Here is a 10,996-nt window from a genome sequence, read left to right as displayed (position 1 = left end):
GCCGCCAGCGTTCGTCCTGAGCCAGGATCAAACTCTCCAATAAAGTGTTTGATTGCTCATTAAATGTAAATCGAAATTGATTTTGGGTTCTTTTTAAAAGACCCGTTTCACGCTTGGCTTTTGTTCAGTTTTCAAAGAGCTGTATTGCCCATGGATGGGCTGGCTTCGGTTCGTCACAGTAAGTGACGTTTTCAAACGAAAATCCATTGCAACAATGACATAAACCCGATCTTTTATCGAAGATTGTTTAGTTAGGATGTCTTGTTGCGACTCTTAATATAATATCATCACACGCCTATTTTGTCAAAGGTTTTTTTCATAGAAATATAATGTGTTTTTTAAGAGCAGCAAAAATAACTATACCATCAGGTTGTTCACGATGCAAGCTTTTTTTACAAAGAAAAAAGAGCCGAATTTTGACTGGCTCTTTCATAGTTTTATAGAAAGTATAACGTCATCTTATAGTATGATTTTATGGATTGCTACTAGTGCAATCAACCCAGGTATGCCCAGAAAACCCGTAACAGAAGCTGTCGCGATGTTAATCGGGATGTGGATGTCGATAGCCGTTCCGAATGCATTGAGGAAAAATAACAACAACGCTCCGATCACCAGCTTGATGACACCTTGTCCGATCCATCGTAATGGTTTCAACGGGGCGCCGATGAATAATAACAATATAATCAAACCGCAAACGATCGCAAATACCCAGAACGGATCCATACCATATCCTCCTTACAGGTTGTCTCATAACTATACCTATGAGGGAGGATATAAAAAAAGAACGGGAAGCTTTAAAAACTTCTCGTTCTGAGATTACGGATTTTAGCTTCTCGAAGTAAAAAGAAATACTTGGCTTTCGCTAGCTTCACTTCATATAACACTTGTTCTGATGGCTCCAAACTGTTTTCGATCAACTCTTTCTTTGTGAGCCATTCTGCACGGACAGCTTCGATCGAATGCAACAAACGTTCATTGTATTCCATTCTGAGTCGGCCTTTTCGACTGAAAATCATGATTGAACTCGCCTCCATGGGCTATATTTCTCTGCGACCTTCCAGGGCACGAGATAAAGTGACCTCATCCGCATACTCGAGGTCTCCGCCAACCGGCAGACCATGTGCGATCCGAGTTATTTTGATGCCGGTCGGCTTTACGAGGCGGCTGATATACATAGCTGTCGCTTCGCCTTCAATGTTCGGATCCGTCGCCATGATCAGCTCTTGGACGGTATCATCTTGCAGCCGCTTGATAAGCTCTGCTACTTTTATGTCTTCAGGGCCAATTCCTTCCACAGGAGAGATCGCTCCGTGCAGAACATGATATAAGCCGCGGTATTCCCTCATTTTTTCCATTGCAATCACATCTTTGGAATCATGGACCACACAAATCGTTGTCTGGTCTCGGCTTGTGTCTTCACAGATCATACAAGGATCACGATCTGTAATATGATGGCAATTAGAACAATAGGTGAGGTCCCGTTTGGCATTGACCAATGCTTTCCCGAATTCGAATACGTCATCTTCCTTCATTTCCAAAACAAAGAAAGCTAAACGTACAGCTGTCTTCGGGCCAATACCTGGGAGCTTCATGAAGCTATCGATCAATTTTGAGATCGGTTCAGGATAATGCACTACAATTCCTCCTATAGAAAGGGATGACCTGGAGCACATCCGTGATCAGGTCATCCTTAAGAGCACCTCAAGGCTCTTGATGATTTAAATGTCCAAAAAGTCCCCGACAAAAATCGAGGACTGAATCAGGCATTCCCTTTAGAACATTCCTGGCAGGTTCATTCCTTTGGTGAATTGGCCCATATCTTTATTTACAACTTCATCAACTTTCTTCAATGCGTCATTTGTAGCGGCTAAAACAAGATCTTGCAGCATTTCGACATCATCAGGATCCACAGCTTCCTCTTTGATGGCAACGTCAAGGATCTCCTTATGGCCATTTGCAGTCACGATGACCATTCCGCCCCCAGCTGTTCCTTCTATTGTCTTCTCTTTCAACTCTTCTTGAGCTTTCATCATCTGTTTCTGCATTTTCTGCATTTGTTTCATCATACTATTCATATTACCCTTCATTTTACTTCCTCCTTTTATTGATCAATCTTCTATTTCTACAAATTCAGAACCGACAAGCTTGATCGCTTCATCTACGATCGGATCTTCCTTCTTTTGTTGTGTTTCCTCGTCAGGCTGGTGATCCGATTCTTCTCCAGGCTCAACAGGTTCTGACTTCTGTTGCTCTTGTATATAGGATTTTTTGACAGTTTCCCAATCTTCTTCGAGAATCGTCATCATCGTCATTTGGTGTCCCATCGTTTCAAGAACGACCGATTCTACACACTCGCGTATATTGTCCTTCACCGCCATTTGACTGTGAAGTTCATGCTGGAAAGCGAGCAGGAAGGAATCCTTCGAACAGGCGACTGGAGTGGCGTTTATCATCCATGCATGGGCATTGACCATCCGTGCCTTGATTCGTTCCATAATGTCTCCCCATTTTCCTCTGAACAGCTGGAGATCTTTTTTGGAAGCCTCTTTCAGCATTTCTCTTATACGACCCGCAGACACTTTCGACTTCGGTGTCCTTGACTGAAACGCCCGCTTCGGTACCTCTGATTCAGCCTGGTTACCTGCATGGCTGTTAGCGACCCCTTGTTCCTTTAATAGACGTAGTTCTTTTTCAAGATGCTCGATCCGGTTGACAAGCGGTTGTACATCTGTCGGAATGCCTTGTGAACCCGTAGGCCGGTTTTCTTCTTCTTGACAGAGTTTCACGATCGCAAGCTCCAGATGGATGCGAGGGTGATTCGTCCATTTCATTTCTTGCAGGGCTTTATTCAGAACATCAATGACTTGATATATCCAATCCCCTGGTATCTTTTGTGCGAAGGCTTTAAAATCTTGATCCACCTGTGCTCGATCAAGCACTTCCTCCAAATCAGGAGCCGATTGATAAAGTAGCATGTCCCGGTAATAGTAAATCAAATCGTTGATGAACCGTATCGGATCTTTTCCTTTTTCCATCAAATGATCGACATGCTTCAGGGCATCGATGACATTATTTTTTTGAAAAGCATCTGTCATTTCTGATAACAGCGATTGGGACACCGAGCCTGTAACAGCCAACACATCATCCGATGTAACTTTATCTTCACTATAAGATACGGCTTGATCAAGAATGCTTAAAGCATCTCTCATCCCGCCTTCTGCCGCTCTAGCAACGAGGTGGAGTGCTTCATCGTCGACTTGGACACCTTGTGAATTAATGACCGTCTTCATTCTTGATACGATGGCATGACTTGTGATCCTTCTAAAATCAAACCGCTGACATCTCGAAATGATCGTCAAAGGAATCTTGTGAGGTTCTGTGGTAGCTAGTATGAAGATGACATGTGCTGGCGGTTCTTCAAGAGTTTTCAACAACGCATTGAAAGCTCCGATCGTAAGCATATGTACTTCATCAATGATATACACTTTATACTGGACTTCACTAGGCGCATACTTTACTTTATCTCTAATATCACGAATTTCATCGACACCATTGTTAGAAGCAGCATCAATTTCGATGACATCAGACACAGAGCCTTTTGTGATGCCAATACATTCATCGCATTCGTTACACGGTTCAGCCACTGGAGCTTTTTCACAATTGACCGCTTTCGCGATGATTTTTGCAGCACTCGTCTTCCCGGTCCCGCGTGGACCACTGAATAAATAGGCATGGGATAGCTTTTGTTGTAATAAGGCATTTTGTAAAGTCTTCGTGATATGTTCCTGGCCGACCATATCCTGAAATTGTTGTGGTCGATATAATCTATATAATGCTTGATAAGCCATCCGCACGCCCTCCTTTTATTGAAAATAATCATCATCTTATTATACCGATTCCAACCCGGTTTTTCAAAGCAGAAACAGAAATACGTGAGAGGAGGTTTGAAGAGCGTTTATTGTAACAGAGGGTTGTAAAAGCCAATTGCACGTTTTTACAGAACCATTGCGCGAGAATAAAAATTTATTGCACGGTTTTATTGATTAATTGCACGATTTCACAGAACCATTGCGCGAAAAATGAAATGGAATACACCGACAGCAGAGGGGTTCCACTGGAATCGGAAAAGTGATTGGGGATTGGAGCTGGGCATTCCATCTTCGAAAACAAAATTTCTATACATTCTTACCTTTAAACAAAAAACACTTACCCTGAATTGGATAAGTGCTGTATTTATGTAAGTTTAACGCCGTGCACCTTTCTTCGATAGAACCTTCCTAAGCGGTACGCCCGCAGTTAGCTCGATCCAGGCGACCCCGCGGCACACGGAGAATACCCACTTACTGCTGCTTCCTTCCGGACCTGACAGGGTTCATGGGGTTCCGTTGCGCAGGACCCAGATGTCAACACCACTTACGAACGGCAGGCCTTACGTCAGCTAACCTCGGAAAGGGATTCAGTCTCGCTATAGCGGATTGCGAGTACAGGACACCGCTACCTTCCCACCTAGCACGGCAAAGTTGATAACATTGTTAGGCGCAATCAAAATGCGCACTTTTTAGTATACGCCTGATTACGATTAAAATCAACTGTAAAATATTTGAATGGAGGAGGCGAGAGGATTTGAACCCCCGCGGCGCACATACGCCCTAACTGATTTCGAGTCAGTCCCCTTCAGCCAGACTTGGGTACGCCTCCATTGCTTACGGTTGATCTTGATTACCATTATTATGGCAGCAAGGAACACTATAACACGATTTCTTTTTACTATCAAGGAGATCGATTATGCTTTTTTTCCTTGTTTCTTTTTATTACGTAAGTCTCGGAAGAATTGGGTAAGCAACTCACTGCATTCCTCTTCCAATACCCCGGATGTGACAATCGCTTGGTGATTGAATCTTGGTTCATCCAATAGATTCATTAATGTTCCAGCGCATCCGCCCTTTGGATCGCTTGCACCGTAAATGACCTGTTCAATCCGCGAGAGGACGATTGCTCCCGAGCACATTGGACAAGGTTCAAGCGTCACATACAACTTGCAGCCTTCCAAACGCCATGTCCCCAATACTTTGCATGCTTCGTCAATTGCAATCAGCTCTGCATGGGCCACTGATCTTTGTTCGTTTTCTCTCAGGTTGTACCCGCGAGCAATGATATTTCCGTCTTTTACAATCACTGCTCCTATAGGGACTTCGCCTATAGCAGCAGCTTGCTTTGCCATTTCAATGGCTTTTTTCATGAACAGTTCATCTGTCGATCGGTACATCGTGTATCTCCTTAAAAACCAAAGGTTATTATACACAACTTTACCTTAACCGGTACAATTCATACAATCCTGAGCTATTGTTGATCATAAGGCAGTATGCTGGGAAATCTGTGTGATGCTTACTCCTTTGCCGTCGATGTTCAAATTCTGGACAAGCATATACGGCAGAGCTTGATGCAATTTGTAGTAAAGCCAGCTTGCTTTCTCTTTCTCTACAAAGCAGGCGATCGTCGGGCCAGCACCACTCAAGGCAACCCCAAAAGCGCCATTACTTTCTGCGATTTGTTCAACTTTTTCATAATGGGGAAGCAGCTGTTTCCGGTACGGATGATGATAAAGGTCCCCTTTCATCATTCTGCCTGTCACTTCCCAATCCTGTTTCAACAATGCAGCGACCAATACGTTCGACACAGCCCCTGCTTTAACTGCCTTCGAATAGCTCATCTTCGCTGGCAGTACTTCACGAGCCTTTTCGGTCTTCAATTCTTCCTTCGGTGTTACCGTGACGACAGATATCGGTAAATCATCAAAGTTAAGAAGTTCAATTCCCTCTCCTGTTTCACAAGCGATTACCAGACCGCCATACAAGGAAGCCCCGACATTATCAGCATGTCCTTCATATTTTGCAGCCAATTCGAGCTTTTTTCTTTTCGAAATCCCAATATCTCCAATAGCATCAGCTAACTCGATACCAGCAACAATTGCTGCTGCACTGGAACCAAGCCCTCTTGTGAGCGGAATATTACATTTTACTTCAACCAGACAAGGCGGCAGCTCAACACCGTATAGCTTCGCTGTGTCCAATGCTGTACGGACAATAAAGTTCGTTTCATCATTCGGAAATTCTTCTAAAGAAGGAGAAAGAGCCCTTACCTCCCAAAAGTGATGGGAGGATACAGTCAATGTCAAATAACGATCCAAAGCTAAACCGACTGAATCGAATCCTGGCCCCAGATTAGCGGTGCTTGCCGGGACTTTGATCTGCCAGTTTTTCATACCTTTACCGTTCCTTTAATATATTCTGTCACGATTCCTCGATCCTTTGGTAATTTAACCGGTTGTACAGGGCTCTCCGTCATAGCTGTTACAGGGTCTTTCAATCCGTTTCCTGTCAAAACGAGGACAACTTTTTGACCGGGCTCTAGTTTTCCTTGTGAATGTAACTTTCTGATTCCGGCAAGTGATGCACAAGATGCAGGTTCTGCAAAAATCCCTTCCGTGTTCGCAAGTAATTGGTACGCCTCAACGATTTCCGGATCACTCACTTCACCAATATGTCCAGATGATTCCTCTACTGCAGAAACAGCAAGTTTCCAGCTTGCCGGATTTCCAATACGAATGGCAGTCGCGAGAGTCTCAGGTTGAGGAAAGATTCGGTCATGGACGATCGCAGCCGCCCCTTCTGCTTCGAATCCGAACATCTTCGGCAATCCCGAGTCATTATTGGATTGGTGGTATTCTTTAAAACCTTTCCAGTACGCAGATATGTTCCCGGCATTTCCGACCGGGATCGCTAGAATATCCGGGGCACCACCTAGCTGTTCACACACTTCAAAAGCAGCGGTTTTCTGTCCTTCAAGCCGGAATGGATTGACAGAATTGACAAGCGTCATTGATTCCTTTTCACTGAGGCCCCTTACGATTTCAAGCGCCTCATCGAAGTTTCCTTCGATCGAGATGATTTCTGCACCGTACATAACCGCCTGCGCCAGCTTCCCCTCGGCGATTTTCCCCTCTGGTATTACGACGATGCACTTCATTCCAGCCCTGGCGGCGTATGCAGCAGCTGAGGCAGATGTATTCCCTGTTGACGCGCATATGACGGTATCACTTCCCGCTTCCTTCGCTTTCGCAACCGCTAAGACCATCCCTCGGTCCTTGAAAGAACCTGTCGGATTCGCCCCTTCAACTTTCGCAAAAAGGTCAACACCAAGCTCTCTAGATAGGGTATCGAGCTTGATAAGGGGAGTATTGCCTTCATTCAAGGTCAGAGAGGGTGTCTCTTTTGTTACAGGTAAAAAAGTTTGAAATTCTGATAATAAACCTCCCCAGCGCTTCATCATGCATCTCCTCCTTCTACTCGATACGTACTTTTTACGAACTGAACTCCTTTCAAATCCCGTAATTCTTCAAGGACCCTTTCAAAGCCCTCTAATGAGGTCTTATGAGTCACAAGGACGATTTCTGCCCTCTTTTCCTCTCCGAGCGGGTTTTGCAACACCTTTTCGAAGCTTGCTCCGTTTTTGGAAAAGACCGAAGTGATACTCGATAATACTCCGACTTCATCCTCAACATGGAGCCGTAAGAAATGCTTCGAATAAATTTCATCGTCTTCTTTAAGCTGCTTCATGAATTGGGGGCTGACTGCACTTTTTCCATTTACGCCAAGGCGCATGTTCTTCATTACCCCGACAAGATCCGATACGACTGCAGTGGCAGTAGGAAGGCTTCCTGCTCCTGGACCATAGAACATTGTCTCACCGACCGCCTCACCATACACATAGACTGCATTATATTCATCATTCACAGAAGATAATGGATGGGATTCTTCCAATAAGGTAGGCTCTACGCTGACCTCTACCCGATTTCCTTCACGATGCGCATAACCGATCAATTTCATGATATATCCGAATTGCTTGGCATATTGGAGATCTTCTTCTGTGACTTCTGTGATCCCCTTCACTTTTACATCATCCAAGTCAATATTCATGGAAAATCCTAAAGTTGATAAAATCGCCATTTTACGAGCCGAATCAAGTCCTCCTACGTCTGCGGCAGGATCCGCTTCTGCAAAACCAAGTGCTTGTGCTTCAGAAAGGACATCATCAAAAGATCGCCCTTCTTTTGTCATTTTGGTCAGGATGAAGTTGGTTGTCCCATTCACGATTCCCATCATTTTTGTTATTCGATCTGAGGCTAAACCATCTACTAAACCTCGTAATATAGGGATACCCCCTGCAACACTTGCCTCATAGAACAAATCACATTGGTGCTCGGAAGCCAGTGTCAGCAGTTCCGGGCCATAGACTGCCATCAAATCTTTATTTGCAGTTACGATATGTTTTTTATGGGTGATAGCTTTAATCAAATGTTCTTTCGTCTCCTCGATATTTCCCATCACCTCGACCACGATATCGATTTCTGGATCCAAAAGGATCTCTTCTGGGTCTAATGTGAGAATGGAGGTATCAATATCTACATCTCTCACTTTATTGATCTCTTTGACGAGAGCTTTTTTGATTTTTACCGGACAGCCGATTTGGTGCATTAATTTATCCTGATGACTTTCAATGACTTTTACGACCCCGGATCCGACTGTACCTAATCCTAATAACCCTACAGATATTGATTCCATCCAACCAACCTTTCTATTTGTTTTTCTGGTAAATACCTTTGTTCTTCGTTAGAGGACATTATATTGGAGTTTGAGGACTATGACAATAGGAGATTTCAAATTTTATTCATGTAAGGGTTTTCTTTCGCTCTATATCAACGAAAATTTTTTTGAAAAAATAAGGCGCTCACATGATTGTAGTTAATGTTATAAATGAAATTCACGATACTCCTCGGGAAAATGGAGTCAGATGAGAATCCCGCAACGCCCAATAATTTAAGGATCTTCCACTAAAAAACACCACGTTCTGTGGTGAACGTCGAAGCCAGCACATATCCTGTGCAAGTGAAGAGGCTTGCGAACCGCCGGTCTGCAAAATAAAAGCTTAATTAAAAAAACTGCTTTAAACGGTATTCGTCTAAAGCAGCTCCACAAATATTCGATTAAAGAACTTTTATTCTTTATGCTCCAGTCTCAACTCACGACGTTGGACCGCTCCTTGTTTCAAGGGAATGAATTGTTTGTCTTCAGATACCTGGTTGATGGGTTGGGTCACCGATCTTTCTGGTCTAAGATCAACACGCCAGTTTTCTGTAACTGTCTTGAGTCCTTCAAGCATGAAGTTCATCGCAAGAATCGTCAAAGCAAAGAAAATGATTGGGACAAGCACGACCCAGGGACTGACAGTCAAATGCCTCATCCCATCCCCGATTAGGCCGGACCATTCATAAGATATCGACTGAGGAGGATCAGCGAAAAGTGGATCGAAGCTCATGTTTGTTCCTCCAAAGAAAACTTTGAAAAAACCAAGGTGTGCAAGGACGAGCATCGTCTGTACAAGCTGCTGCATGAAGATGATCCATAATTGCGGCTGGATATGCGGTTTGACATGTTTCCAAAGAATATGCAGCCTGCTTCCGCCTATGACCCTCGCCCCATCGATGAATTCATGATTAAAAATTCTCCCCATTTCATTTCCAATTAAAATCGAGGTAGGAGGTACGGCAATCAGAGCAAGAATGATGACTTCAATCCAAACCCTTTCCCAAAACGTATAATCGAAACCTGTAGGAACCTCGACTAAAAAAGGGGTCAGGATGAATAAGGCAAGCAATGTAACCGGCACATAATTGAATACATCCACCATCCAGGTCACATATTTTCTGAACCTGAAAAAATAAGCGCCGTAAAGGACACCGAATACCATGGATGCAAGTAAACGGATGAAAGCGATCAAGACAGCGAAACCGATCGTATACTTGGCACCAACAGATATCATATGGGTCATATGGAACCCTAATACGTTCGTCCCTAATGGAATGTCCAGTTTAGGTGAAATCGGGGAACCTTCGACCGCTCTCCCATTTTCGTAAAGGATTTGCGTTTGTGCGATATGATTATCCCAAACGAACGTATGCAGCAAGCTGATTGAACACAATACGAAGATAAAGAGGAAACCGATCAGGAAGTAACCGTTCTTAAACAGTCTTTTGACCATCTACATCACGACCTTTTCATTCGTAGATCGTTCAAGCAGCCACTGTCCTATTGCAAATAATAAGAAATTCGGAATGAAGATCGCCAACAGGCTCCATGCAAAAATGACCGGGTTCAGATATTCTAATAAAAATCGCATGATACCATTGATATTGAAGATGTATTCAAGGATCAACAGGTTTGATAGCATGAACCAGATTACGGTTTTTGAATGGTTCAACAGGCTTGCCAGTGAATTTCTTAATACGTGCACGAGCAATATCTTTCGTTGTAGGACTCCTTTCGCTTTTGCCAATTCCACATATTGCTTGTCCAGTTCCCCTTCCACGATTGAGATCATCACTTTAAAATATTGGATCATCGGCAGGATCGATAGACAGAGGATCGGTAATGCATAAATCGGTTCTCCTGGTAATGAGGCGATTTCAAAAAATAACAGACCGGTCTTTTTATACAGCCAGACGACGAATAGCTGACAGATTAGGATGATGAGAATATCCGGAATCGATTCTAAAATGAACGTCCCAACCTTTATCTTTCTGATCCATTTTGGCGGAAGCAACATCGTAATGAATGTCAGAACAGCTGCCGCGATGAAAGCCAATAAAATCGCTCCGACCACTATGGTCACTGAATAAGTTCCGATACTCATAAGCTGTGTTAATAGTTTCCGTTCTGTACCTCCCGTGTTATATGTAACCTCTTGAAGATGGGATAAGCCTGAAATGATTTCCTCAATGCTTTGAAAATAAGCCATCCAATTCAGATGGAATGATCCCCCTGAAGGTAAAAGCGTCGGCAAACCAGCCATCAGGACGATTCCGATGACGATACAAGCAAAACGTAATACCTGGTTGTAAAAGAATCTCATATGAATCCCCCTCTACTCCAAACCCTGT

Annotated in this window: 11 protein-coding genes, 1 tRNA gene and 1 other RNA gene; all 13 read right to left on the bottom strand. The window is 43.6% G+C overall.

Annotated features, from left to right (window positions below; all coding sequences use genetic code 11):
- Positions 1-459: 459 nt before the first annotated feature.
- The 13 genes from L1611_RS19970 to L1611_RS19910 all read right to left on the bottom strand — a co-directional run bounded on the left by L1611_RS19970 (position 460) and on the right by L1611_RS19910 (position 10,968).
- Positions 460-723, bottom strand: coding sequence for a pro-sigmaK processing inhibitor BofA family protein (locus L1611_RS19970; RefSeq protein ID WP_225067521.1), 264 nt, complete (start codon positions 721-723; stop codon positions 460-462).
- 71 nt (positions 724-794) lie between these two features.
- On the bottom strand, positions 795-1,016 hold the full coding sequence (locus tag L1611_RS19965) for a YaaL family protein (RefSeq protein WP_236315427.1): 222 nt from the start codon (positions 1,014-1,016) through the stop codon (positions 795-797).
- 21 nt (positions 1,017-1,037) lie between these two features.
- Entirely contained in the window at positions 1,038-1,634 is a 597-nt protein-coding gene (recR, locus tag L1611_RS19960) for a recombination mediator RecR (RefSeq protein ID WP_236315426.1), read from the bottom strand.
- A 138-nt stretch (positions 1,635-1,772) separates the two neighbouring features.
- Entirely contained in the window at positions 1,773-2,087 is a 315-nt protein-coding gene (locus L1611_RS19955; protein ID WP_265738532.1) for a YbaB/EbfC family nucleoid-associated protein, read from the bottom strand.
- Between the two features lie 21 nt (positions 2,088-2,108).
- A complete protein-coding gene (dnaX, locus tag L1611_RS19950; RefSeq protein WP_236315425.1) occupies positions 2,109-3,848 on the bottom strand; it encodes a DNA polymerase III subunit gamma/tau in 1,740 nt (579 codons plus the stop codon).
- A gap of 401 nt (positions 3,849-4,249) precedes the next feature.
- An RNA gene (gene ffs / locus L1611_RS19945) (signal recognition particle sRNA large type) lies at positions 4,250-4,515 on the bottom strand.
- A 90-nt stretch (positions 4,516-4,605) separates the two neighbouring features.
- A tRNA-Ser gene (locus L1611_RS19940) sits at positions 4,606-4,698 on the bottom strand.
- 85 nt (positions 4,699-4,783) lie between these two features.
- Positions 4,784-5,266, bottom strand: a complete 483-nt coding sequence (tadA, locus tag L1611_RS19935; protein WP_236315424.1) for a tRNA adenosine(34) deaminase TadA — start codon at positions 5,264-5,266, stop codon at positions 4,784-4,786.
- A gap of 84 nt (positions 5,267-5,350) precedes the next feature.
- Complete coding sequence (gene thrB, locus L1611_RS19930) at positions 5,351-6,262, bottom strand: homoserine kinase (RefSeq protein ID WP_236315423.1); 912 nt, start codon at positions 6,260-6,262, stop codon at positions 5,351-5,353.
- The gene (gene thrC / locus L1611_RS19925; protein WP_236315428.1) at positions 6,259-7,326 is read right to left on the bottom strand and encodes a threonine synthase; all 1,068 of its coding nucleotides are present in this window, start codon (positions 7,324-7,326) and stop codon (positions 6,259-6,261) included. Before thrC ends, thrB begins: the two co-directional genes overlap by 4 nt.
- Positions 7,326-8,621, bottom strand: coding sequence for a homoserine dehydrogenase (locus L1611_RS19920; RefSeq protein ID WP_236315422.1), 1,296 nt, complete (start codon positions 8,619-8,621; stop codon positions 7,326-7,328). The genes thrC and L1611_RS19920 overlap by 1 nt, the downstream gene beginning before the upstream one ends.
- 433 nt (positions 8,622-9,054) lie before the next feature.
- Positions 9,055-10,098, bottom strand: a complete 1,044-nt coding sequence (locus L1611_RS19915) for an ABC transporter permease (RefSeq protein WP_236315421.1) — start codon at positions 10,096-10,098, stop codon at positions 9,055-9,057.
- The gene (locus L1611_RS19910; protein WP_236315420.1) at positions 10,099-10,968 is read right to left on the bottom strand and encodes an ABC transporter permease subunit; all 870 of its coding nucleotides are present in this window, start codon (positions 10,966-10,968) and stop codon (positions 10,099-10,101) included.
- Positions 10,969-10,996: the final 28 nt, after the last annotated feature.

Origin of the sequence: Pseudalkalibacillus salsuginis (assembly GCF_021646685.1) — a bacterium.
In the GTDB taxonomy this organism is placed as follows: Bacteria; Bacillota; Bacilli; order Bacillales; family Fictibacillaceae; genus Pseudalkalibacillus; species Pseudalkalibacillus salsuginis.
The sequence above is the reverse complement of the archived record's forward strand: the minus strand, read 5'-3'. Positions and strand labels throughout refer to the sequence as shown.

Bases quoted from the DNA above. Each gene is read 5' to 3' on its own strand.
- tadA (WP_236315424.1), bottom strand. From the start codon at position 5,266: ATGTACCGATCGACAGATGAACTGTTCATGAAAAAAGCCATTGAAATG.
- dnaX (WP_236315425.1), bottom strand. From the start codon at position 3,848: ATGGCTTATCAAGCATTATATAGATTATATCGACCACAACAATTTCAG.
- L1611_RS19915 (WP_236315421.1), bottom strand. From the start codon at position 10,098: ATGGTCAAAAGACTGTTTAAGAACGGTTACTTCCTGATCGGTTTCCTC.
- L1611_RS19920 (WP_236315422.1), bottom strand. From the start codon at position 8,621: ATGGAATCAATATCTGTAGGGTTATTAGGATTAGGTACAGTCGGATCC.
- thrB (WP_236315423.1), bottom strand. From the start codon at position 6,262: ATGAAAAACTGGCAGATCAAAGTCCCGGCAAGCACCGCTAATCTGGGG.
- L1611_RS19910 (WP_236315420.1), bottom strand. From the start codon at position 10,968: ATGAGATTCTTTTACAACCAGGTATTACGTTTTGCTTGTATCGTCATC.
- thrC (WP_236315428.1), bottom strand. From the start codon at position 7,326: ATGAAGCGCTGGGGAGGTTTATTATCAGAATTTCAAACTTTTTTACCT.
- L1611_RS19970 (WP_225067521.1), bottom strand. From the start codon at position 723: ATGGATCCGTTCTGGGTATTTGCGATCGTTTGCGGTTTGATTATATTG.
- L1611_RS19965 (WP_236315427.1), bottom strand. From the start codon at position 1,016: ATGATTTTCAGTCGAAAAGGCCGACTCAGAATGGAATACAATGAACGT.
- L1611_RS19955 (WP_265738532.1), bottom strand. From the start codon at position 2,087: ATGAAGGGTAATATGAATAGTATGATGAAACAAATGCAGAAAATGCAG.